General features: G+C 64.6%; 21 protein-coding genes. 9 read left to right on the top strand and 12 right to left on the bottom strand.

Going from position 1 to position 23,631, the window contains the following annotated elements; all coding sequences use genetic code 11:
* Positions 1-30 precede the first annotated feature (30 nt).
* Positions 31-1,440 carry a YcjX family GTP-binding protein gene (locus EP867_RS10185; protein ID WP_128488802.1) on the top strand — a complete coding sequence of 470 codons (1,410 nt, stop codon included), beginning with the start codon at positions 31-33 and terminating at the stop codon, positions 1,438-1,440.
* Positions 1,437-3,632, top strand: a complete 2,196-nt coding sequence (locus EP867_RS10180) for a primosomal protein N' (RefSeq protein ID WP_380050326.1) — start codon at positions 1,437-1,439, stop codon at positions 3,630-3,632. Before EP867_RS10185 ends, EP867_RS10180 begins: the two co-directional genes overlap by 4 nt.
* Before the next feature lie 1,027 nt (positions 3,633-4,659).
* On the opposite strand, the gene cysS is transcribed toward EP867_RS10180, so the two are convergent.
* From cysS to argE, 3 genes are all read right to left on the bottom strand, one after another.
* Positions 4,660-6,021 carry a cysteine--tRNA ligase gene (gene cysS / locus EP867_RS10175; RefSeq protein ID WP_128488799.1) on the bottom strand — a complete coding sequence of 454 codons (1,362 nt, stop codon included), beginning with the start codon at positions 6,019-6,021 and terminating at the stop codon, positions 4,660-4,662.
* A gap of 87 nt (positions 6,022-6,108) precedes the next feature.
* Positions 6,109-7,452 (bottom strand): NAD(P)/FAD-dependent oxidoreductase, encoded by a 1,344-nt coding sequence (locus EP867_RS10170; RefSeq protein WP_128488797.1) that lies wholly within the window; start codon positions 7,450-7,452, stop codon positions 6,109-6,111.
* Positions 7,449-8,609 carry an acetylornithine deacetylase gene (argE, locus tag EP867_RS10165; RefSeq protein WP_128488795.1) on the bottom strand — a complete coding sequence of 387 codons (1,161 nt, stop codon included), beginning with the start codon at positions 8,607-8,609 and terminating at the stop codon, positions 7,449-7,451. The genes EP867_RS10170 and argE overlap by 4 nt, the downstream gene beginning before the upstream one ends.
* Before the next feature lie 174 nt (positions 8,610-8,783).
* Here argE and EP867_RS10160 point away from each other — a divergent pair, with 174 nt between their 5' ends.
* Both EP867_RS10160 and EP867_RS10155 read left to right on the top strand, forming a co-directional pair.
* Positions 8,784-9,203: a Fur family transcriptional regulator gene (locus EP867_RS10160; RefSeq protein ID WP_128488793.1), complete on the top strand. Its 420-nt coding sequence runs from the start codon at positions 8,784-8,786 to the stop codon at positions 9,201-9,203.
* 118 nt (positions 9,204-9,321) lie between these two features.
* Positions 9,322-10,425, top strand: a complete 1,104-nt coding sequence (locus EP867_RS10155; RefSeq protein WP_128488791.1) for an OmpP1/FadL family transporter — start codon at positions 9,322-9,324, stop codon at positions 10,423-10,425.
* A 177-nt stretch (positions 10,426-10,602) separates the two neighbouring features.
* On the opposite strand, the gene EP867_RS10150 is transcribed toward EP867_RS10155, so the two are convergent.
* From EP867_RS10150 to ribB, 6 genes are all read right to left on the bottom strand, one after another.
* Positions 10,603-10,923, bottom strand: a complete 321-nt coding sequence (locus EP867_RS10150; RefSeq protein ID WP_128488789.1) for a hypothetical protein — start codon at positions 10,921-10,923, stop codon at positions 10,603-10,605.
* Between the two features lie 103 nt (positions 10,924-11,026).
* Positions 11,027-11,743 (bottom strand): LrgB family protein, encoded by a 717-nt coding sequence (locus EP867_RS10145; protein WP_128488787.1) that lies wholly within the window; start codon positions 11,741-11,743, stop codon positions 11,027-11,029.
* On the bottom strand, positions 11,736-12,089 hold the full coding sequence (locus tag EP867_RS10140; protein WP_128488785.1) for a CidA/LrgA family protein: 354 nt from the start codon (positions 12,087-12,089) through the stop codon (positions 11,736-11,738). Before EP867_RS10140 ends, EP867_RS10145 begins: the two co-directional genes overlap by 8 nt.
* 17 nt (positions 12,090-12,106) lie before the next feature.
* Positions 12,107-12,625 carry a transcription antitermination factor NusB gene (gene nusB / locus EP867_RS10135; RefSeq protein ID WP_128488783.1) on the bottom strand — a complete coding sequence of 173 codons (519 nt, stop codon included), beginning with the start codon at positions 12,623-12,625 and terminating at the stop codon, positions 12,107-12,109.
* Positions 12,622-13,137, bottom strand: a complete 516-nt coding sequence (locus EP867_RS10130) for a 6,7-dimethyl-8-ribityllumazine synthase (RefSeq protein WP_128488781.1) — start codon at positions 13,135-13,137, stop codon at positions 12,622-12,624. The genes nusB and EP867_RS10130 overlap by 4 nt, the downstream gene beginning before the upstream one ends.
* A 2-nt stretch (positions 13,138-13,139) precedes the next feature.
* Positions 13,140-14,264 (bottom strand): 3,4-dihydroxy-2-butanone-4-phosphate synthase, encoded by a 1,125-nt coding sequence (gene ribB, locus EP867_RS10125; protein ID WP_128488779.1) that lies wholly within the window; start codon positions 14,262-14,264, stop codon positions 13,140-13,142.
* A gap of 139 nt (positions 14,265-14,403) precedes the next feature.
* Between ribB and EP867_RS10120 the strand changes: the two genes are divergently transcribed.
* From EP867_RS10120 to EP867_RS10105, 4 genes are all read left to right on the top strand, one after another.
* On the top strand, positions 14,404-15,303 hold the full coding sequence (locus tag EP867_RS10120; protein ID WP_128488776.1) for a DMT family transporter: 900 nt from the start codon (positions 14,404-14,406) through the stop codon (positions 15,301-15,303).
* Between the two features lie 40 nt (positions 15,304-15,343).
* The gene (gene eno / locus EP867_RS10115; RefSeq protein ID WP_128488774.1) at positions 15,344-16,621 is read left to right on the top strand and encodes a phosphopyruvate hydratase; all 1,278 of its coding nucleotides are present in this window, start codon (positions 15,344-15,346) and stop codon (positions 16,619-16,621) included.
* Between the two features lie 95 nt (positions 16,622-16,716).
* Entirely contained in the window at positions 16,717-17,586 is an 870-nt protein-coding gene (locus tag EP867_RS10110; RefSeq protein WP_128488772.1) for a DMT family transporter, read from the top strand.
* An 83-nt stretch (positions 17,587-17,669) separates the two neighbouring features.
* Positions 17,670-18,305 (top strand): hypothetical protein, encoded by a 636-nt coding sequence (locus EP867_RS10105; protein WP_128488770.1) that lies wholly within the window; start codon positions 17,670-17,672, stop codon positions 18,303-18,305.
* A 33-nt stretch (positions 18,306-18,338) separates the two neighbouring features.
* Here EP867_RS10105 and EP867_RS10100 read toward each other — a convergent pair whose 3' ends face one another.
* Together EP867_RS10100 and cobS are read right to left on the bottom strand one after the other, a co-directional pair.
* Positions 18,339-20,774, bottom strand: a complete 2,436-nt coding sequence (locus tag EP867_RS10100) for a heavy metal translocating P-type ATPase (protein WP_128488768.1) — start codon at positions 20,772-20,774, stop codon at positions 18,339-18,341.
* 27 nt (positions 20,775-20,801) lie between these two features.
* Positions 20,802-21,593, bottom strand: coding sequence for an adenosylcobinamide-GDP ribazoletransferase (gene cobS / locus EP867_RS10095; protein ID WP_128488766.1), 792 nt, complete (start codon positions 21,591-21,593; stop codon positions 20,802-20,804).
* Between the two features lie 64 nt (positions 21,594-21,657).
* Here cobS and cobT point away from each other — a divergent pair, with 64 nt between their 5' ends.
* The gene (cobT, locus tag EP867_RS10090; RefSeq protein WP_128488764.1) at positions 21,658-22,668 is read left to right on the top strand and encodes a nicotinate-nucleotide--dimethylbenzimidazole phosphoribosyltransferase; all 1,011 of its coding nucleotides are present in this window, start codon (positions 21,658-21,660) and stop codon (positions 22,666-22,668) included.
* A 154-nt stretch (positions 22,669-22,822) separates the two neighbouring features.
* Here cobT and EP867_RS10085 read toward each other — a convergent pair whose 3' ends face one another.
* On the bottom strand, positions 22,823-23,275 hold the full coding sequence (locus EP867_RS10085) for an MmcB family DNA repair protein (protein WP_128488762.1): 453 nt from the start codon (positions 23,273-23,275) through the stop codon (positions 22,823-22,825).
* Positions 23,276-23,631: the final 356 nt, after the last annotated feature.

Below are 23,631 nucleotides of genomic sequence, written 5' to 3'. Positions count from 1 at the left end.
TACCCTGTCCTGAGAAAGAAAGTCCGTGCCATGGGTGTCACTGAGCTTGCGCAGGATCTGGCCCATGAGGTCTCAAGCCGGGTCTCGGGGCTTTCAGAAAGCCTCTTCGATCCGGTGATCCGCCTTGGCGTGACCGGGCTGGCGCGGGCAGGCAAGACGGTTTTCATCACCTCACTGGTGTCAAACCTTCTCGACCGGGGCCGTATGTCGCAGCTTCAGGCCGAAGCTCAGGGCCGCATTGAAGCCGTCTGGCTGCAACCTCAGCCCGATGACACCGTGCCGCGCTTTGATTTTGAGGGGCATTTAGGCGCGCTGACCGGGCCTGCCCCGCGCTGGCCTGACAGCACGCGGGCGGTGTCCGAGCTGCGGCTGAGTTTCCGGATGCGGCCTTCGGGACTTTTGAAGTTCACCGGTCCGCGCAAAGTCCACCTCGATATCATCGACTACCCCGGCGAATGGCTGCTGGATCTCGGCCTGATGGATCTGAGCTATCAGGCCTGGTCGGACGGCGTTCTCTCGCGCGTGACGGGACGCGAAGAGGCACAGGCCTGGTTTCGCCTTCTGAGCGCGGTGGAGGATGCCACCTGGGATGAGCCTCTGGCGAAAGATCTCGCCGGTGCCTGGCGTGACCTTCTGGCGGCCCTGCGTCTGGCGGGGATGTCGGACGTCACGCCCGGCCGCTTCCTGATGCCCGGCGAGATGGAGGGCAGCCCCGCGCTGACCTTTGCCCCGCTGCCGCGCCCGGAGACCCCGGCCTCCCGTGGCCTCTGGCGTGAGATGGAGCGGCGCTTTGAGGCCTATAAGTCCCGCGTGGTGCGGCCTTTCTTCCGCGACCACTTCTCGCGCATCGACCGTCAGGTCGTGCTGGTGGATGCGCTGCAGGCCATCCACTCCGGCCCCGCAGCCCTTGAAGATATGCGCCGCGCCATGGCCGCGATCCTCGGGGCCTTCCGCCCTGGTCGCGGGGGCATTCTCTCGGAACTTCTGCTGGGGCGGCGGGTTGAGCGGATCCTCTTTGCCGCTACCCGCGCCGATCACCTGCACCACAGCCAGCATGCGCGGCTGGTGACCATCCTTTCCGCCCTGCTGCGCGAGGCCAAAGACCGCGCCGATTTCGCCGGAGCCGAGACCGCCGCCATGGCCATCGCCGCCGTCCGCGCCACCACGGAAGTGGAGTTGCAGCGCGGCTCCGACAGCATTCAGGCGGTTCAGGGACGATTGGCGGACACCGGCAGGGTGGCTGCGATGTATGCGGGCGATCTGCCCTCAGACCCTTCGCGTCTGCTGGTGCCTGCCCGCGAAGGAGCCTCGGGTTGGCTTGACGGCGATTATGCCGTGATGCGTTTTGCCCCGGCGATCCAGGACCTTGTTCCGGGCCAGGGCCTGCCGCATATCCGGCTCGACCGGGCGGCGGAATTTCTGATCGGGGATCTTTTGTGAGTTCAGAGCCTCTGCTCCCCGAAGCCACATCGGTTCAGGTGATCGCCCCCGATATGCCGCTGCGGCCCCTTGACTACAAAGCCCCTGAAGGCGGGGTCCGCCCAGGCGCTTTCGTCGAAGTACCGCTGGGTCCGCGTCGGGTGAAAGGCGTGGTCTGGGGACCAGGCGCCGGGGATTTCCCGCTCGAAAAACTCAAAGCCATCAGCGCGGTTCTCGATGCGCCGCCCCTGCCCCGCGATCTGCGCGATTTTCTGGAACGCGCCGCCGCCTATACGCTCACGCCCCTGCCGCTGATGGTTCGTCTGGCAACCCGTGTTCCGGGTCTCGGCGATCCGCCGCAGATGCGCCGCCTGCTGCGCGCAACCGGGCAGCGCCCCGAAAAGCTGACCGAGGCGCGGGCGCGGGTTCTTGACGCACTGGAGGAATTCGGCGGCGCAGCCCTTCCGCTCGCGGATCTCACCCGCGCGGCGGGGGTTGGCAGTTCCGTCGTAAAGGGGCTCATCTCCATGGGCGCGATCCGCGAGGAGGAGGTGGCGAAGGACGCCCCCTACCCCCGGCTTGATCCCGCGCGTCCCGGTCGTCCGCTCTCGGGAGATCAGGCCGCCGCGGCTGAGAGCCTGCGCCAGGGTCTGCGCAGCGGCAGCTACGGCACCACCATGCTCAAAGGGGTGACCGGATCGGGGAAAACCGAAGTTTACCTTGAGGCCGTGGCGGAATGTCTGGCCATGGGCAAACAAGCGCTGGTTCTGCTGCCCGAAATCGCGCTGACCGCCGATTTCATGGCCCGGGTTGAGGCGCGCTTTGGTGCACGCCCGGGCGAGTGGCACTCCGGCATGACCACGACCGAGCGACGTCGGCTGTGGAAGATGTGCGCCGAAGGCGGCGTGGGCATGGTGGCCGGGGCGCGGTCGGCGCTGTTTTTGCCCTTTCAGAACCTTGGCCTCATCGTCGTCGATGAAGAGCATGACACCTCCTATAAACAGGAGGACGGGGTCTATTATTCCGCCCGCGATATGGCGGTGCTCAGGGCCTCTATGGGCGGGGCGCGGGTGGTGCTGGCCTCTGCCACGCCCAGCCTGGAGACATGGGTCAATGCCCATGAGGGACGCTATGGCCGGATTGATCTGCTGAGCCGCTTTGGCACGGCGGAGCTGCCCGAGATGCGGGCCGTCGATCTGCGCAAATCGGGGCTGCCCAGTGGCAAATGGATCGCCCCTGAGGTGGCAGACGCCATTCAGGGCCGCCTGCAGGCCGGAGAGCAGTCGCTTCTCTTCATGAACCGGCGCGGCTATGCCCCGGTCACCATCTGTCGCGCCTGCGGCAATCAGATCGCCTGCAACCACTGCGACGCGCGGATGGTTGAGCATCGCTACTTAGGCAAACTCGTCTGCCATCAATGCGGTGACAGCCGCCCCGTGCCGCCCGAATGCCCCTCCTGCCATGTGGAGGGGAAGCTGGTCGCCATCGGCCCCGGCGTCGAGCGGATGGCCGAAGAGGCCCAGGCGCTGTTTCCCGAGGCGAAAGTGAAGATCCTGTCATCGGATCTTTATACCTCGTCACGCGCGCTGAAGGCCGATATTGAAGCCATCGCCGGGGGTGAGGGTGATATCATCGTCGGCACCCAGATCGTCGCCAAGGGCCATAACTTCCCGCTGCTGACCCTGGTGGGCGTGGTGGATGCCGATCTGGGGCTTCAGGGGTCCGATCTGCGCGCCGCCGAGCGGACCTTTCAGCTGATGCGCCAGGTGGCAGGCCGGGCCGGGCGGACGGGACGGCGCGGCCTTGCGCTGTTGCAGACCCACCAGCCCGAGCACCCGGTCATCCGCGCGATCCTTTCGGGGGATGAAGAGGGGTTCTGGCGGACGGAAGCTGAGGCCCGCAAACTGCACGCCATGCCCCCCTATGGCCGTCTGGCCGGGATCATCATCACCGCCAATGATCCCCAGCTGGCCTTTGACATCGGCAACCACCTTGCCCGCAGCGCCCGCCCGCTCCAGGCCATCGGTGCCGAAGTCTGGGGCCCCGCCCCCGCCCCCATCGCCCGGATCGAGGGCCGCCACCGCGTACGCCTGCTGATCAAAGCCAGCCGCCGCGCGCCTTTGCAGGCGGCTCTCACCGACTGGCTGAAGGGGCTGAAACTCCCCGCCAACGCGCGGGTCGCCGTGGACATCGATCCGCAGAGTTTTCTCTGACGCGCGCGGCGGTCAGCTTGACGACGGCACTCGGAACAGCCGCCGCAAACAATCCAAACCTTTGGAACTCCAGCTTTTGGTCGTTTTCTGCGGGTGCGCGACACTCTTTATGGATTATGCCTTCAAGCCGAGACGCGGGCCGCCAGGCGGCGAGGCAGCTGCCGTTTGACGGACAAAGTCAAAGAGAGCCCGATGTCCCCTGCGAAATGCTCGTACGGTGGTACTCGGGAAGTTTCTCGACTGCCCTGTTTCATTGAGAGGCCTGTTCTTTCCGCCCATTCCCGGCTTCTGCGCAACGACCGTCAGCCCGGCTGAGCCCGCACCGTCTATGGCCCACCACCACCGATACTTCATGGACTGTAGCAAACGAACGCGCGCGGCAGTCCCTTATGCCTTCGACCCGCGAACTCCACGCGAACTGCCAGGCCCGCTCTTTTCGCCAGATGCGCTGTTGCGTTCCAAGTGTCCGCTGCCGAGAGGGGCGGCAATGAAATTCCGTAAGGTTGCAGATGCGTGTAGCCTGCTCCAGTCGCAAGACCAGCCTTCGCGCGCCTGAGGAAGACTGCAGCGAGGTCGCTTCCGCGATAGCCCCGCGCGCAAAACTCAGCGATGAGAAGCCAAGGTACATCTGACCATCTGACACTTTGTCTGAAATCCCGTTCACACAGACCCGATATGGCTTGCTCCAGGTAAGCTCCGCAGCACTTCTGGCTTCCGGAAGCGCCTCAGGGAGCGCGACCGGCAACACAGGTTGATTTGGCCCGGCCACACGCAGGCCAGTCAGGCAAGGTGCTGCCTACCGCGACTGCATTCGTGCCTTAACCAGCTTCGCGATGACCTCAACTGGAGAGGCTGACCGCGTGCGGAAGGCCAGAGCCTCAAGGTCCCGAAGAAGCTCGTCGTTGATTTCGAGGAGGGGCAATTGGGCCACCTGATGCGAACACATCAGGTGGCCATTGTCATGAAGAGTTAATATCTTCCTAGGATCGTCGAGCCAATATGGGCCGACGATCTCACGAAAGACGTTTCAGAGAGCCGGCAGCCGGCTTTCATCAAACCCCTGGCCCGGTTGCACCTCAACACCGGCTTTCGACATGCGCACTTCGGCACCGGCTTCCAGGAGCGCTGATTTCAGCGCGTCGACGGCGCTGAAATCTTTGCTGGCCATAGCCTCTGCCCGCAGGGCCGCCAGGCGATCGGCATAGGCGGAAAGATCCGCCCCGCCCTTCAGCCAGTCGCCCATGTGGTCCTCCAACAGCCCCAGCAGACGGGCCGAAGCCTTCAGCGCCGCATAATCGCCGCTGTTGGCCAACCCGTGCAGCGCCGCAATCGCGCCTGCGGTGTTGAGATCGTCCGAGAGCGCCGCGATCACCTCGGCGGCTGGCTCGGTCGCCTCAACCCCGGCGGTCAGCCCGCGCCATTTGCGCAGCACGCCTTCGGCCTCACGCGCTTTGGTGTCGGTCCAGTCCATCGGGCGGGTGTAATGGGTCATCAGATAGACGAAGCGGATCACCTCACCGGCAAAGCCCTGATCGAGAAGATCGCGCACGGTGAAGAAATTGCCCAATGACTTGGACATCTTCTTCCCCTCGACCATCAGCATCTCATTGTGCAGCCAATAGCGCGCGAAGCTGCCCTCGGGATGAGCGCAGCAGCTTTGTGCCACCTCATTCTCGTGGTGGGGGAACTGCAGATCGATGCCGCCGCCGTGGATGTCAAAGCTTTCGCCAAAAAGCGCATGGCTCATGGCGGAGCATTCGATATGCCAGCCCGGACGCCCCCGGCCCCAGGGGCTGTCCCAGCCGGGCAGTTCCGGCTCAGAGGGTTTCCAGAGCACGAAATCCATCGGATCGCGCTTATAGGGCGCCACTTCGACCCGGGCCCCGGCGATCATATCATCGACCGAGCGGCCCGAGAGTTTGCCGTAACCGGCAAAGCTGCGCACATCAAAGAGCACATGGCCCTCTGCCTCATAGGCATGGCCGCGCGAAATCAGAGCCTCAATCATGGCGATCATCTCACCGATATAGGCGGTGGCGCGGGGCATGTGATCGGGCTCAAGGTTGCCCAGCGCGCCCATGTCATCGAGATACCACTGCGTGGTTTCCGCCGTGATCTCAGAGATCGGACGACCGCTTTCCAGCGAGCGCGCGTTGATCTTGTCATCCACGTCGGTGAAATTGCGCGCATAGTTCACATGCCCCTCGCCATAGATCTGGCGCAGCAGGCGATAAAGCACGTCGAAGACGATGACATTGCGCGCATTGCCGATATGGGCGCGGTCATAAACGGTCGGCCCGCAGAGATAGATGCGCACATTGCTCGGGTCGAGGGGGATGAAATCCTCAACTTTACGGGTCAGGGTGTTGCGCAGTCTGAGGGCTGTCATCGTCCGGTCTCCGGTCTCAGGGGGCGTTGCGGCCCGCCGTTCTCTCGGGGGCCGCACTAGCAGGTCCGGAGGGCTTTGGGAACCGCCTCAGAGGGCGGCGCCCATATCGATCTTCGAGCCGTCACTGAAGCGGCCAAAGCGGAAGCGCGACATATCATGCCCCGCCGCTCCGCCCGTGGCCATATCCGCCAGAATGCGGCCAAAGCCCGGGCCAATGCCGAAGCCATGCCCCGCCATGCCGGTGGCCAGCATCACCCCGCCGATCCCCGGCACATGATCCACTATTGGCACCACATCGGGCATGGTGTCGATCATCCCTGCCCAGGTGGTGCGGAACTGCAGAGCCCGCGCCGCCGGAAAGGCGCGGATCAGTGCCTCTTTCGCCCGCTCAAGCGTGCGCAGATTGGGGCGCGGGTTCAGGATGCGCATCCGCTCAAAAGGGCTTTCCCCGGTCCAGCGGCGGTTTGTCGACCAGGCATCGGGAAAGCCCTTCGGCGCAAAGAGCCCGAAATGGGTGGATTTGAAATCCTGCTTCAGCGTCTGCAGATAGGGAAAGAAGCTCGCAAAGGCATTGGGGCCGATGAAGAAATCATGCTCAGACCCCGGCGCCAGCGTCAGCCCGCCATCCGCGCGGGTGCGAAAGGCATAGTCCCCGTCCGAATACCCCCCCGGGAAAAGCGAAGGGACCGGCGTGGTGGCTGCGACCGAGGACAGAACGGAGAGCTGCGGAAATTTCACCCGATGCTGACCAAGGAAGAGCCGCGACCAGGCCCCAGCCGCCACCAGAACCTGCGAGGTGGCAATCCGACCGGCCTCTGTCTCAACACCGCTGACAGCGCCTGCACTGAAATCAAGCGCACGCACGGCGCAATGCTCCCGGATCACCACACCCAGAGAGCGTGCGAGTTCCGCCAGCACCGGCACCGCGACCCAAGGCTCTGCCCGCCCGTCAGAGGGCGTGATCAGACCGCCTGCGTAATCCACGGCCGCGCCCGGGGTCAGGCTTTGCATCTCTGATTTCGAGACCATACGGCTGTCGACACCGAAAAGCTTTGCCTGTGCGAGCCAGCGTTCATAGCGGGCCATCGCCGCTTCGGTCCGCGCCGCTTTCAGAATGCCGGTGATGCGAAAGCCCAGACGGTCACCGCCGATCTCCTGGTCAAAGGCGCGCCAGTGACGGTTGGCCTCCATGACGATGGGCAGTTCGCCCAGATCGCGGCCCTGCTGGCGGATCCAGCCCCAGTTGCGCGACGACTGCTCGCCCGCAACCACGCCTTTCTCGCAGATCACCACCTTCAGCCCCTTGCGGGCGGCAAAGATGGCGGTGCTGACGCCGATCACACCGCCGCCCACGATCACCAGATCGCAGGCGGAGGGAAATTCGTCCCGAAACCGCAGAGCTGCCCCTTCGGTAAAGGGAAAGACTGTCACTTCTGCAACTCCGCAAGCAGACGGTCCATGAAGGCCTCTCCGGCAGCGAACTGCTCAAGCGAGATCCACTCATCGGGCTGATGCGCCTGGGCAATGTCGCCAGGGCCGCAGACCACGGTCGAATAGCCGCCCGCCACCTGGAACTGCCCGCCTTCGGTGCCGTAGCTCACGACGTTTTTCGCGTTATCCCCGGTCAGACGACGGGTCAGCTCTTCAGCCGCGCCGTTCACTTCCGGCGCGAGGGCCGGGACCAGGAACTGGGTGCTGCATTCGATGTAAGCCTCGGGGTGGATTTTGCGCATGCCTTCCGAGATGCGCTCGGCCTCGGCATAGACTTTGTCGCGCCATTCATTCTGATCCTCCCCCGGCACGGCGCGGACGCCGATTTTGAAGATGCAGTCTTTGGCGGTGATGTTATGGGCGGTGCCGCCTTCAATCATACCGACATGGAGCGTGGTGAAATGGGGATCAAAACCCTCCGCCAGCGGGTTTACGGGCTTTGCAGCATTGAGATCATTCTGCTCCGTGCACCACTGAATGAGCTTCGCCGCCTCATGAATGGCCGAGACGCCATAGGGCTGCAGCGAGGAGTGCACCTCAAAGCCGTGAACATGCACATTGATGCCAAGGCCGCCTTTATGCGCGGTGACCACCTTCATCATCGAAGGCTCTCCCACCACGACGGCGGCGGCTTTCGGCAGATTGACCGAGGCCTCACGGGCAAGATCAGCGGCAGCGATACAGCCCACCTCTTCGTCATAGGAGAGCGCGATCTGAATCGGGCGTTTGAGCGGCAGCGATTTGCCCTTCACGAGCGCCGCCAGCGCAAGAGCATCAAAGCCCTTCATATCGCAGCAGCCGCGACCATAGAGCCTGCCGTCCTTCTCCGTCACCGTCCAGGGGTCGGTGGTCCAGGCCTGACCATCCACCGGCACGACATCGGTGTGACCTGAGAGCATGACACCGCCCTCAACCTCCGGACCGACCGAAGCATAGAGATGCGCTTTGGTGCCGCAGGGCGACATCAGACGGGTGGCAGAGATCCCCTCTCCGGCCAGATAGTCCTGCACCCAGTCAATCAGCGGCAGGTTGCTGTCGCGGCTGACGGTCGGGAAGGCCACAAGGCGGTCAAGAAGTTCACGGGCAGTAAGGGGCATCAAAGCTCTCCGGCGGGTGTTCGGTTCGCGCTCAGGCTGTCTGCGCCCTGCGCAAAGGTCAAGCACCCGAATGCCGGATTGTCGCAGCGAGGCAAGGTCTTTGCAGTTGACGGGTTTTCGTGCAGCGCTGCCTGCGCTATGGGCAGATAACCGTTCTGATCCGGGGGCCGCATCATGGCAAAAAATCTTATCGCCCGCTGCGAGGCGAGCGGCATGCGTATGACCGGAGCGCGTCGTCTGATCGCGCAGGTCCTGGAGGCGGCGGAAGACCACCCGGATGTCGAAGAGCTGCATCGCCGCGCCATGGCACTCGATGCCCGGATCTCGCTGGCGACGGTCTACCGGACGGTGAAGCTTTTTGAAGAAACCGGCATCCTCGAGCGGCTGGAGTTCGGCGATGGCCGCGCCCGCTATGAAGACAGCGCCCGCGAGCATCATGACCATCTGATCGACCTGACCACCGGGGAGGTGATCGAATTTGTCGACCCCGAAATTGAGGCCCTGCAGGAACAGATAGCCGCCAGACTGGGTTTCCGTCTGAAGGGGCACCGGCTGGAACTTTACGGCATTCGGATTTCGCATAAAAAATCCTGAGACTGCCGTGACGTCAGCCGCCCGGTTGACGTTTGGATACCCTTTGCGATCGCGCCGCTGCGCGGGAAGCTTGTCTGTGGCGAACAGGGGAGTGTTCGCCATTCCGGGGAGAGAAACCATGAAAGCAAAATTTTGTGTTATCGCCGCCGCATCTGCACTGACCGCAGGCGGTGCCACCGCCGGCGGAATCGAGCGCACGGCGCAAAGCACCGCGATCCTCTTTGAACAGGGCCGCGTGGCAGAACTCTCGCTGGGCGAGGTCAGCCCCTCGCTGTCGGGTATCGACCTTGCCGGTCGCGCCACAGGCAGCGTTGCGAAGGATTTCCTGAGCTTTGGCTTTGCTTATAAGGCCGATCTGAACGATCAGCTGTCCTGGGCGGTTATCCTCGATCAGCCCTTCGGTGCGGATGTAACCTATCCGGCGACCGACTCGCTTCTGCTGGGCGGAACTTCGGCGAAAGCCGATGCCCGCGCGCTGACGGCGCTGATGCGCTATAAGCTCGGCAATGGCTTCTCCGTCCACGGCGGTCTGCGCCTGCAGCAGTCCAGCGCCTCGGTCAGCCTTGGCGGCCTGGCCTATGGGGGCCTGAGCGGCTATAACGTTGATCTCGATCGCGACACGGGACTGGGCTATGTCGTCGGCGCCGCCTGGGAGCGCCCGGATATCGCCGCACGGGTCGCGCTGACCTATAACTCTGAGATCAGCCACAAATACGACCCCCGCGAGACCTTCCCCGGGGCTGCAACCCTGACCACGGCGAGCACTACGGTTAAAACCCCCCGCTCGCTGAATCTGGAGTTTCAGACCGGCGTGGCCGAAGATACCCTGCTCTTCGGCTCGGTCCGCTGGGTGAAGTGGAGCGAATTCCGTCTCGATCCGCAAAACTTCGTCCGCGCTTCGGGCGGCGGTCTGGTCAACCTGGAAGACAGCACCACCTGGACCCTCGGCGTCGGGCGGAAGTTCTCTGAGACCTGGGCAGGGTCGTTCTCGGTCAGCTATGAAAAGGCTGGAAACCGCCTCGTCTCGCCGCTCGCGCCGAGTGCGGGTCGCATGGGCGCAACCCTCGCTGCCGTCTATACCCGCGATGCGATGAAGATCACCACCGGCATCAACTACACCCGGCTTGGCAATGCATCGCCGCAGACCGGAGGCGCCGCACGGGCGAATTTCACCGGTGGCAAGGCCCTGGGTGTCGGCATGAAAGTTGCCTTCAGCTTCTGAGACCAGGCATCAGGTGACACAGCTGGCCGCGGCAGAGATGTCGCGGCCTTCTTCGCACCCGGGCATCGTGCGGGTCTCATCCCCCTGCCCGCACCCAGGACCGCAATTCTGTCACCGGGCAGAATGGCAAAAGCCGCGACATCTCTGCCGCGGCTTTTGAGAGAATTTCAGAAAATTTCAGAGCGGACGGCGCGCAACGGGGCGGCGCTGCTCATCACGACGCACCGGGATCGGCACCAGCTGCTGGCGCAGACCACCACGCGGACCGCGCGGCTCATCCTCTGCCATCGCCATGATGCGGATCGCAAACTGCACACCTGCAAAAAGCGTCCCGGACCCCATGAAGATCATCAGCCCCGCGATCCAGCCCTGCGGGCTTTGCGTCACCAGACGACCAAGCCCTGCCACATCAGTCCAAAGCATGGCGGCAAGGAACATCGCGGCAATGCCGAAGCCCGTGGCCACATTGATCAGATACATCCGGACAAGCTTCGGCATGGTGATTCTCCTCAACAGGTACCTGAAAGGTAATCGGAATTTTGCGCTGCGCCAGAGGTCACGTCAGGTCCGGAATACCGCAGGCCAATTCCCGCCGAAGCTGTCACAAAAGCCATCCGGCAAGGATGGGGGCCAGAAAAGCCGTGGCAATGGCAGAAAGCCCCATGCCCGCGGCGGCAAAAGCCCCGGCAGTGTCATTGACCTGCAGGGCGCGGGCCGCGCCGATGCCATGGGCCGCAACACCCACTGAGAAGCCCCGCGCCCGCCAGTCACGGATGCCAATCGCATTCATCAGCGGCGTCACCACCACCGCCCCGCAGATCCCGGTCAGGATCACCAGCACCGCCGTCAGCGTGGGCGAGCCGCCAAGGCTTTCAGAAACGCCAAGGGCCACCGGTGCGGTCGCCGATTTCGGCACCAGCGAGAGCAGCACCTGCCGCTCCAGCCCCATGGCTTCGCCAATCCATACTACCGTCAGCACCGAGGTAACGATCCCCGCCAGCAGCGCCCCGATCAGCGGCAGAGCCGCTTTGCGGATCCGGTGGACCTGGCCATAAAGCGGCACCGCAAGCGAAACCGTGGCCGGGCCCAGCATGAAGTGCACAAACTGCGCCCCCTCAAAATAAACCGGATAGGGCGTCGAGGTGGCCCAGAGCGTCGTGCCAAGGATCACCATGGCAATCAGCACCGGATTGACCAGCGGATTGCGCCCCGAAGCCCGGGAAGCCGCATCGCCCAGCACATAAGCCCCGAGCGTCAGCGTCAGCCACAACAGCGGGTCGCGCCCCAGGTAGCCCCAGATCTCTGCAAAATCAGTCATCGGTGCTCCCCGTCAGCTTTGCCAGTGCCAGAAAAGCAAAGACCCCGGCCAGCAGCGCCAGCACGGTGGAGCCGATGAGTGCCACCGCAATGCCCCAGCCCTGGTCACCCAGCGTGCCGATATGGCCGACAACGCCCACGCCGGCAGGAACGAAAAGCAAAGAGAGATGCTGCAGAATGCCCTGTCCTGCAGGGCGCACTTTTTCATAAAGCGCAGGGGCCGTCAGCATGGCGATCAGCAGAAGCGCCATGCCCGCAACCGGACCCGGAACGGGCAGATGCAGGAGTTGCACAAGCACAACCCCTGCAAGCTGAAAGAGCAGGATCAGAGTGACCGAAAAGATCATCTGCCGATCTCCGCCGCTTATGCCTGGAAAACCTCGGGACGGGCTTCGCGCGCCATGTGATCCAGCACGGCATTGACGAACTTCGGCTCTTTGCCATCGGCAAAGAAGGCTTTGGCCACGTCCACGAACTCGGTGATCACCACTTTCGGCGGCGTGCCGGGCATCAGAAGCTCAGCGCCCGCGGCGCGGAAGAGACCACGCAGCACCGGGTCGATCCGGTCGATCGGCCAGGCGGCCGCAAGGGCGCGGTCGGTCATCTGGTCGATCTTGGCCTGATAGTTCACGGCACCATCCACCAGAGCGCGGAAATGCGTCGCATCGCCGTCCGCGAATTCAGCGTCATCCAGCGTCATGCCAAAGCGGAACTGCTCAAACTCAGCGACCACACGCTCAACGGTCTGACCGCTGACTTCCATCTGGTAAAGTGCCTGCACCGCATAGAGGCGCGAGGTCGACTTCTGCTGACGCTTAGCTGCCTGAGCGGCCTTGCGGCGCTCTTCTTTGTTGCCTTCGGGCTTGCCGGTCTCAGTGCTCATGCGCGGAACCCCTCATCGGTGCGAAAGCCCACGCCACGCGGGGTGCCGGTCCATTTGCGTGCGAGCGCAATCAGATGCAGAGCCGCCATGGCCGCCCCGCCGCCTTTGTTCTGATCGTCGGGACGGGCACGCACCAGGGCCTGCTCGTAATTCTCAACGGTCAGAATGCCATTGCCGATCAGCGCGCCCTGCAGCCCGAGCAGCGTGAGGCCGCGCGAGCTGTCGTTGCAGACGGTGTCGTAATGCGTGGTCTCGCCGCGCACAACGCAGCCGAGTGCGACATAGCCATCGTAGTTCGACAGCTTTTCCGCCATCGCAATCGCGGTCGGGATTTCCAGCGCGCCGGGCACTTCGATCAGATCGACCTCCGCCCCGCAGGCTTCCGCGGCCGCGCGGGCCCCGGCGACCTGAAAGTCGGCAATCTCTTTATAATACGGCGACACCACGATCAGCAGCTTAACGGGTTTGTCAAAAACCGGTGCCGGCAGGGTGTAGTGGGAAATCCCGGCCATGATTACTCCTTGGGGATCGGGCGCGTGCCGGTGATGGTCAGGCCATAAGCCTCAAGACCCACCACTTTCGGACGCGCCGAATTGGTAACAAGCTCGATCTGCGTCAGACCAAGCGCGGACAGGATTTGTGCGCCGACGCCATACTGGCGCAGCGTATGGGGCGAAACCTCGCCCTCCTGAGCAAGCTTCATTGCGGTATCGCGCAGCAGAACCACAGCGCCACGGCCCTCAGCCGCGATCAGCTTCATCGCAGCCCCCATCTCACCGGTGCGCTCGGGCGAGAGGCCCAGCACATCGGTCAGCGGGTCAAGCTGGTGGATGCGGACCAGAACCGGGTCCTCACTGATCAGATTGCCTTTGCTCAGAACAATATGTTCTGCGCCCTGGGTCTCATCGGTGAAGACGCGCATCATCCAGTCGCCGCCAAAGCTGGAGGTGACCGGGCGCACGGCTTTCTCCTTCACGAGGTTGTCGTGACGGCGACGATAAGAGATCAGATCCGAAATCGTGCCAACCTTCAGCCCGTGCTTTTGCGCAAAAGCCACCAGATCGGGCAGACGCGCCATCGAGCCGTCATCATTCATGATCTCGCAGATCACGCCCGAGGCATTCAGACCGGCGAGACGGCTGATATCCACGGCCGCTTCGGTATGGCCTGCACGGACCAGAACACCGCCGTCGCGGGCGCGCAGAGGGAAGACGTGACCGGGGGTCGCGATATCGGCAGCCCCCCGGGTCGGGTCGATCGCCACCGCAATGGTGCGCGCACGATCATGCGCCGAGATCCCGGTGGTGACGCCTTCGCGAGCCTCAATCGACAGCGTGAAAGCAGTCTCATGGCGCGACGAGTTCTTCGGGCTCATCAGCGGCAGGCCAAGCGCATCGACGCGGGCTGCCGGCATCGCCAGACAGATCAGACCGCGACCATGGGTCGCCATGAAGTTCACAGCCTCGGGCGTGCACATCTGCGCCGGAATGACGAGATCACCCTCGTTTTCGCGGTCCTCGTGATCGACCAGAATGAACATACGCCCGTTACGCGCATCTTCGATAATCGCTTCGATCGGAGAGATTGCCTCGCTCCAGTCGCGCTCTACCGGCCCAGGGGTCTCGAATTCGATGGCCATGTCTGCGTCCCGCATTGTTGCTATGCCCGAGATAGCGCAGCAGTTGCGGGGATACCAGAGGCTTTGCCGCTGTTTCCCGCCTTGACCTTGGCGGCATCGCGGCGCATCGGAGCGGCGGAAACAGTGTGCAGGTGAGCCTATGAACAGCCCCGGACTTCAGAACGACAATCTTCGCGGCGGCCTGCTGATGACTCTTGCGATGGCCGGTTTTGCGGCGGAAGACGCCCTGATGAAGCTGCTCTCGGATTCCGTCTCGGTCGGGGTGCTGATCCTGCTGGTGGGGGGCTTCTCGACCTGCGTCATGCTGACCGTCGCCCTACGCAAAGGAGCGCCGCTCTTTTCGCGCGATTTCTTCCATCCTGCAGTTTTGATCCGCAATCTGTGTGAGATGCTCGGCGCGATCGGCTTTGTGACCGCGCTCGTCATGCTGTCGCTGCAGATGGCCTCGGCGCTTTTTCAGACCCTGCCCCTGGCGATCACCATGGGGGCCGCGGTCTTTTTAGGTGAGAAGGTCGGCTGGCGGCGCTGGACGGCTGTGGCCGTGGGCTTTGTGGGCGTGCTGGTGATCCTGCGCCCCACCGGGGAGGGCTTTGACGCCTTCGCGGCCGGGGCCTCGATGCTTTCGGTCTTTGCCCTGGCCGCCCGCGATCTGGCGACGCGGCGCATTCCGGCGCGGATCAATTCCACCTCGCTCGCGGTCTGGGGGATGTTCAGCTATATGGTCGCAGGCGCGCTTCTGCTGCCCTTTGGCGCCCATGGGTTTGATCTGCCTGCCCCGCGCGATCTGGCGCTGATCGTGGTGATCGCCTCCTGCGGGCTGATCGGCTATCTCCTGCTGATCGCGGCCAGCCGCATCGGCGAGATTTCCGCCATCATGCCCTTCCGCTATACCCGCCTGATCTTTGCACTGGGCCTTGGCGCGCTGCTTTTTGGCGAAACGCCGGACCTTTATATGATCATCGGTTCGGCCATGGTGGTGGGATCGGGCGTTTATACCTTCCTGCGTGAGCGCTACCACGCTTCCAAACGCGCCGCATAACCGCTAGGAAGCGCGCGAGATTACCCAAAGGGATCCTCCCATGACCACGATCATCGACATTCACGCCCGCGAGATCCTCGATTCCCGCGGCAACCCGACCATCGAAGTCGACGTGCTGCTGGAAAGCGGCGCTGAAGGCCGTGCGGCGGTTCCCTCGGGCGCCTCGACCGGTGCCCATGAGGCGGTTGAGCGTCGCGACGGCGACAAATCCCGCTACCTCGGCAAAGGCGTTCTGGAAGCTGTGGCCGCCGTCAACGGCGAGATCGCCGAGACCCTGACCGGCTTTGACGCGACCGAGCAGATCGGCATCGACCGCACCCTGATCGAGCTGGATGGCACCCCGAACAAATCGCGCCTTGGCGCCAACGCCATCCTCGGCGTGTCGCTGGCTGTTGCCAAAGCTGCCGCTCAGGCCACCGGCCAGCCGCTTTATCGCTATGTCGGCGGCACCGGCGCGCGCCTGCTGCCCGTTCCGATGATGAACATCATCAACGGCGGCGAGCATGCCGACAACCCGATCGACATCCAGGAATTCATGATCATGCCGGTCTCTGCCGGCAATATCAAAGACGCGATCCGCACCGGTGCCGAAGTCTTCCACGTTCTGAAAAAAGAACTGAAAGCTGCCGGCCATAACACCGGTGTGGGTGATGAGGGCGGCTTCGCACCGAACCTTAAGTCCGCCCGCGAAGCGCTTGATTTCATTTTGCGTTCGATCGAGATCGCCGGTTACAAACCGGGCGAGGACATCATGCTTGCCCTCGACTGCGCCTCGACCGAATACTTCCGCGACGGCCGCTATAAGATGGTCGGCGAAGGCCTTGATTTCACGCCGGAACAAAACGTCGACTTCCTGGCGAAACTCTGCGCCGACTACCCGATCCTCTCGATCGAAGACGGCTGTGCAGAAGACGACTGGGCCGGCTGGCAGCTGCTGACCGACACGCTCGGTGACCGCGTGCAGCTGGTGGGCGACGATCTCTTCGTCACCAACCCCGCCCGTCTGGCCGAAGGCATTGAGCGCGGCTGCGGCAACTCGCTGCTGGTGAAAGTGAACCAGATCGGCACCCTTACCGAGACCCTCGACGCCGTCCGCATGGCGGATCGCGCGGGCTACACCTCAGTGATGTCGCACCGTTCGGGCGAGACCGAGGATTCGACCATTGCGGACCTCGCCGTCGCCACCAACTGCGGTCAGATCAAAACCGGCTCGCTGGCCCGTTCGGACCGGCTTGCGAAGTACAACCAGCTGATCCGTATTGAGGAAATGCTGGGCGACGTCGCCGAATACGCAGGCAAATCCATCCTGCGCGGCTGAGTTTCAAAGGCGGGCCTTCGGGCCCGCCTTTTTTCTGATTGCCGGTCCCGTCGTTGCGGGACCGGCTTTTTCATGAAGTGATTGAAAGACCCTGAATGCTCGCCGGTGTTGTTCTGCGCCTTGTGGCTATCTTTTTGCTGACCTCGCTGTCGGCGGTCATCCACCAGCTTGGCAAAAGCCATGTGCCCACGGGGCAGCTGATGTTCTGGCGGGCAGTGGTCTCGATGGTGCCGATCCTGATCTATCTGGCGCTGCGGCGCGAACTCGGGACTCTGCGCACCCGCCACCCCGGCAAACATATTGTGCGCGGCCTTGTGGGCGCGACCGCCATGAGCCTGAATTTCATGTCGCTGGCCTGGCTGCCGGTTGCCACGGCGCAAAGCCTGGGCTTTCTGGGACCGGTTCTCTCGCTGCCGCTGGCGGCGCTGATCCTGCGCGAAAAGATCACCCGCGGTGTCCTTCTGAGCGTGCTTCTTGGCTTTGCGGGGGCGATGATGGTGCTTGCCCATGCCATTGAAGCGCCGCGTGAAGGTCAGGTGACCGGGGTGCTCTGTGGCCTGGCCTTCGCGGTCTGCATCGCCTTTAACCGTATTCAGATCAAACACATGACCGTGACGGAAAGCGCGGGCGCCATTGCCTTCACCTTCACGCTGGCCGCGGCGGGCCTGGGACTGATCCTGTCGCCGCCCTGGACCTGGGCGGGGGAGCTGACCTCAGAGCTTTTCCCCCTGATGCTGCTAGCGGGTCTTTGCGGGGGGCTTGGTCACATCGCCATGACGGAAGCCACGGCCCGCGCCCCGGTCTCGGCGCTGGCGGCTTTTGAGTTCACGGCGCTGATCTGGGCTGCGGGTTTTGATCTTTTGTTTTTTGACAACCGTCCCGGCGCCCTGGAAGTTGCGGGAATTGTGACCATTCTTCTCGCCACCGCCCTGCCACTTCTGCGCATCACAGGCCGGACGCGCTGAGACGCGTGCCGGCCTGGTAACCTTAACGCTTTCCTAACACTTTTCTAACACTTCCGCGCGAAGCTGGCGGCGGGAGGCAAGGAATGCGTGTTGCTGTCTGGACCCTGCTGCTGTGCCTGTGCGGCGCGCCCTGCGCGGCAGGACCATGGCCGCGCGCGGAAGGCGGCCTCTTTTTCGCCCTCTCTGCGGGGGCGGCGGATGTCTCGCTCTGGGCGGAATATGGTCTGCGAAAGACGCGGTGGATCGCTGCGGATCTGCGTCGGGATGCGGATGGGACGGTGACGGGGGCACTGATCTTCAATCAGGCCCTGCCCCTGCCCGGCGCTCTGGCGGATCGCGCCGTCGCCGCCTTCTCAACCCGCAGCGAAGTGACCCGCAGCCCGGACGGCTTTTATGGCAGCTCCACGCGGATCACCCTGAGCGCAGGGATCGGATTCAGCGCGCCTTTGTCGGGCTGGGCGACGGCAGCGGCCGCTTATGAATACAGCGAGACCTCCGAGAAGCTCCTGTCAGACTGGAGCCTGGGCCTGCAGCTGCGCCCCCGTTTTGCCGCCTTTTTTCAGGGAGAATATGAGCGCGCACTGCTGTCGCCCGCCACCCGCAAGCTTGGGGCGACTGCGGTGGTTCATCTGCGCGACAATCTGCGCGTCACCGCAGGCCTCTGGCGCAACAGTGCAGGCACGGGCGAGCTTCGCCTCGGCACCTGGCTCGAATTCTGATGGCTTGAAGTCTGGCCTGGTCGACTGCGCGCCCTATGCGCCGATCTGCGCTGCAGGCCGCCCCGCACGACGCAGCCTGAGCGCATTGGTGATGACGAAAACCGATGACAGAGCCATGGCCGCTGCGGCCAGCACCGGAGACATGCGAATGCCCCAGAGCGGCCAGAGGATGCCCGCAGCAACCGGGATCAGGGCCGTGTTATAGGCAAAAGCCCAGAACAGGTTTTGCCTGATGTTGCGCATCGTTGCGCGCGACACTTCAACCGCCGTCACAACGGCGCGCGGATCATTTCCGACCAGTACGACATCCGCCGCCTCGATGGCCACGTCGGTGCCGCTTCCCATGGCAATCCCGACATCAGCGGCCGCAAGAACCGGAGCGTCGTTGATGCCGTCCCCCACGAAGGCGCAGCCCTTCACCCCTTCAATGGCCGCCAGTTTATCCTGCGGAAGCGCCCCGCCCGTGACGTCTTCGATGCCCAGACTGCGCCCCACGGCTTCGGCCGTCGCGGGGGCGTCGCCCGAAATCATCTGCACCTTCAGCCCGTCGCGCTGAAGCGCGGCCACCGCCGCAGCCGCCCCCGGGCGGGCGGGATCTGCGACGATCAGCAGAGCCACCGCGCGGTCATCGACCGCCATCAGGAGCAGGCTCTGCCCCGAGGCGCGGGCCCCGGGCCGCAGCGCCATCAGCGCCTCAACACCGCTCACCCCTTCCTCTCTCAGGAAGCCTTCATGCCCCAGCCGCAGGATACGCCCGTCGACCGTCGCGCGAATCCCCCGCCCGGCCATGGTTTCCATGCCCTGCGCCGGCGTGACGGAGAGACCACGCGCCCGGGCAGCCCGCAGGATGGCTTTGGCGATGTGATGCTCTGACAAAGCCTCGGCGGAGGCCGCAAGGGCCAGGAGGTCATCCGCATTTTCTCCGGCTGCGGGCAGCAGTTCGACAAGGTCCGGCCGTCCCTCCGTCAGGGTTCCGGTCTTGTCGAAAGCCACCACACGCACAGCGGAGAGCCTTTGCAGCGCCTCTCCGCGCCGGAAGAGCACCCCCAGCCGCGCCGCCCGCCCGGTCCCCACCATGATCGAGACCGGCGTGGCCAGCCCCATGGCACAGGGACAGGCGACGATCAGCACCGACACCCCGGCGACCAGCGCCTCTGCCACATCGCCGCTCAGCAAAAGCCAGGCAAGAACCGTGACGGCGGCGATGGCCATAACGATCGGCACAAAAATCCCCGTCACCCTGTCCACCAGCCCCTGGATCGGCAGCTTTCCGGCCTGGGCTTCCCCGACCATGGCCACGATCTGCGCCAGACGGGAGGCCTCTCCCGCCCGGGTGATCTCAACCCGCAGAGCGCCGCTGCCGTTGATGGTCCCGCCGGTCACCTCTGCCCCCGCCTCGCGGGCAACGGGCAGCGGCTCTCCGGTCAGCATGCTCTCATCCAAATGCGAACGCCCGCTCAGGATGACGCCATCTGCGGCCAGCCGCTCTCCGGGGCGCACCAGCAGGATATCTCCGGCACGCAGATCCGCGCTGCGCCGGGTGACCGGGCCCTCCGGCCCCTCAATCAGCGCTTCATCGGGCTGAAGCGCCATCAGTTCGCGGATTGCCCCCCCGGTGCGCCCCCTCGCCCGTGCCTCAAGCCAGCGGCCCAGCAGGATCAGTGTGACAATGACGGCGGCGGCCTCAAAATAGACCACCTGTGCCGCTTCCGGCAGCAGATCCGGCGCGATCAGCACGACGAGAGAATAGAAGAAAGCCGAGAGGGTCCCCAGAGCCACAAGGCTGTTCATATCCGGCGCCAGCCGCGCGAGCGCGGGAAGTCCCCGGCTGAGAAACATCCGCCCCGGCCCCAGCAGAACCGCAGCCGTCAGCACCGCCTGCATCAGCCAGAGCCACCAGGGATCAATCAGACCATGCAGCCAGTGATGAAAGGCGGGCAGCATGTGCCCCCCCATCTCGGTCACGAAAACCGGCAGGGTCAGCAAGGCTGCCGTCAGCGCGCGCCCTTTCAGATCTGCTTCATGGGCCGCCTGACGCAGAGCCGGATCACTGACCTCCGCAAGCATCGCCGGATAGCCCGCTTTCGCCAGCCGCTCCTGCAGCCGGGTGATCAGCCCCGAGACCTCGATATGGCGCAGGCGGATCTCTCCGGTGGAAAAATCGGCCCGCGCTGAGGTGACGCCCGGCTCTGCAAGCGCCAGTTTTTCCACCCGCGCCACGCAGCTTGCACAGCTCATCCCCTCAGCCGTAAGCCGCGTGGTCACCTCGCGCAGCCCATAGCCCGCGCGCCCCAACGCCGTGGCTGCGGCCTGAAGGTCGAGCGCGCCCTCAGTCTCAACCCGCGCCTCTTCCGAGGCCAGACTGACCGTCACCCCGGTGACGCCCGGGAGCCGGGTGAGAATGCGCTCGGCCCTGCCCACGCAGGCCGCGCAGAAAAGCCCGTCGAGACCCAGATTGATCGCAGCCATGATCTGCCCCTTGCTGAGAAATCTGCCTCAGATGTCGGCTTTTGCAAGGCCCGCGGCAAGGACCCCGAGGCAGATCGCCTCTGTCAGCTGCTGGGCCGCGCCCAGGATATCGCCGGTCTGTCCGCCCAGCCGCGCTCTGGCCCGCAGCGCCAGCGCCAGCAGCACCGCCGCTGTGACCAGGATCAGAGCGGCCGGATTTCCGGCAAAGACGACCGCCACCGCAAGGGCAACCAGCCCGGACCGCAGGGCATCGCCGCCCCCCGGCTGCCCCGCCCCGCGTGACAGCCCGTCCGCCCGCGCCGGTGGCAGAGCCGCCATCAGCACCGCCATGGCCGCCCGCGACAAAGCCGCCACCGCAAGAACCGACCAGGGATCGAGCGGCAAAAGCACCACCAGCGCCGACCACCGCGCCAGAGTGACCAGTAACAGCGCCAGAGCCCCGAAAGAGCCGATCCGGCTGTCGCGCATGATCTCAAGGCGGCGCTCGCGGCTGCGCCCGCCCTCCATGCCGTCGAAGGTATCAGCAAGTCCGTCTTCATGCAGCCCGCCGGTGAGCGCCGCCTGAACCATCAGCACCAGCGCTGCCGCCCAGCCCGCAGGCAGCCCCAGTTGCAGCGCCAGCACGCCAAGCGCCAGCCCGGGCAGCGTGACCGCCAGGCCGACCAGGGGCCAGGTCCAGCAGGCGCGGGCCATAGCCTCCGGCCCGCCGCGACCGGGGCCGCCAAAGGGCAGACGGCTCAGCAGGCCAAAGCCCGCGCCGAAATCGCGGCGGTCAAACCAGCGGGGTTTTGCTTGATGTTCAGGAAGGGGCTCTGGCATAGCGGCCTCAGGCAGATCCGGCATACCCCGGGTGTGCCATGAGAAGAAAAGGACGAGCAAGACCATGATTTTTCAGACCCCTGCCGAGTTTGCCCGCGCGTTCACCGCTTTGCCCCGTCTCGACGCCCAGGCACGCGCGGCAGCCGAGGCCCGCAATGGCCAGCTGACGAAGCCCCCGGGCGCGCTTGGCCGTCTGGAAGATCTGGCGCTTTGGTATGCGGCCTGGCGCGGCGAGGCGCGGCCCGAGCTGCGTGCACCGCAGATCCTTGTCTTTGCGGGCAATCATGGCGTGACCGCGCGGGGCGTCTCTGCCTTCCCGGCGGCGGTGACCGCGCAGATGGTGGCGAACTTTGAGGCCGGGGGCGCGGCGATCAATCAGCTCGCGCGCTGTTTTGGCGCTTCGATGTCGGTGCATGCGCTGCGCCTTGACGAGCCGACCCGCGATTTCACCAGCGACGCTGCCATGACCCCCGCCGAGCTGGCCGAGGCGCTGAGCACCGGATGGAATGCCGTGGATCCCCACGCCGATCTGGTCGTCACCGGCGAGATGGGCATCGGCAATACCACACCGGCGGCGGCCATTGCCGCAGCCCTTTACGGCGGGGATGCGGCCTCCTGGATCGGGCGGGGCACCGGGGTCGACGACGCGGGGCTGTTGCGCAAAGCCGAAGTGGTTGGTGAGGGTCTTCAGCGGCATGCCGCCGCCCTCTCTGACCCGCTCGAAGTGCTGCGCTGCCTTGGCGGGCGCGAACTGGCGGCCATGGCCGGTGCCATCGCAAGGGCACGCAGCCTCTCCATCCCGGTGATCCTCGACGGTTTTATCTGCACCGCCTCAGCCTCTGTGCTGGAGCGTCTGGTGCCTGGCGCCCTCGATCATGCTGTTGCGGGCCATGTCTCGCAGGAGCCGGGTCACGCGCGACTGCTGAAGGCTCTGAACAAAGAGCCGCTTCTGCAGCTTGGCCTGCGCCTTGGCGAAGGGACCGGCGCGGCACTCGCCATCGGTGTGCTGCAGGGCGCTATTGCCTGCCATTCGGGCATGGCAAGCTTTGCCGAGGCCGGGATCAGCGGCGCCTGATCAGCGGCGGGTCTCGGGGCGGGCGCACCACCTGCCCCGAAGCTGACACGGAACTGTCCGGCGGGCGTCCTGTGACAGCATGACGGCCTGCCCGAAGCCGCCGTCCGGGACCCTCAGGGCCGCCCGCCACTGGAGTGCGACCGATCTGGTCCGGCTACCCCTCGCGCAGGCGCTGCAGCGAGAGAGCCGCCGCCCGGGCGAAGCCGCGGGTCACCGCACTGCGCCGCGCGCCCGCCAGCCTGTGCTCAGGCGGCATGCGTAAAATCTCGCCGCCCCAGGCATCTGCCATGATGAGCCCGGTGTCTTCGGGCAGCAGATCCTGCGGAAACGCCTCATCCACGGCCCAGAAATACCGATCACACCAATCCAGATAACCCGCCCATTTGCGATCGGACGTAAAATCGGCGCGGCAGGATTTGCACTCCACCACCCAGATCTCACCTTTCGGGCCCAGCGCCATCACATCGACCCGCAACCCGGGCACCGGCACATATTCCGTCAGCGGCGCAAAACCATGGCTGCGCAGCAGACGGCAGACCCCGCGGGCCAGCGTGATCCCGGGACGTTCCTGACTGTCTTCCGCCTCAGGCATCTCGACCTCCGTCATTTTGCGCGCCAGATATGAACATTAGGGAAACATTTGTCCAGTCCCCCAGGATGCCGCAGCCCCGGCCCGCCGCCCCCCCTTGCACAGAGGCGGGGAAGCGCTTACCTCAGATCCCGGCGGTTACTGCTCTTCGCGTGCGAGGCCCTTTTCCAGTGGCCGATAAGCATTTCCGAGGGTGCTGGCTCTGTTCGGATCCTGGTCCGGATACCTGGTGCCCACCTGATCACTCAGGCTCTCGGGAAATTCCAGCCTTCACGGCTGCTGCGGTTTCCGCCACCCCTTCCCCATCTCCCGAGCGCAATCGCGGAAATCGGCGGTATTTTGCGAAATTTTTCCAAAATCGGCCAATAATTTAG

It is taken from the genome of Falsigemmobacter intermedius, assembly GCF_004054105.1.
Classification (GTDB): domain Bacteria; phylum Pseudomonadota; class Alphaproteobacteria; order Rhodobacterales; family Rhodobacteraceae; genus Wagnerdoeblera; species Wagnerdoeblera intermedia.
This window is presented reverse-complemented; position numbering and strand designations above follow the sequence as displayed.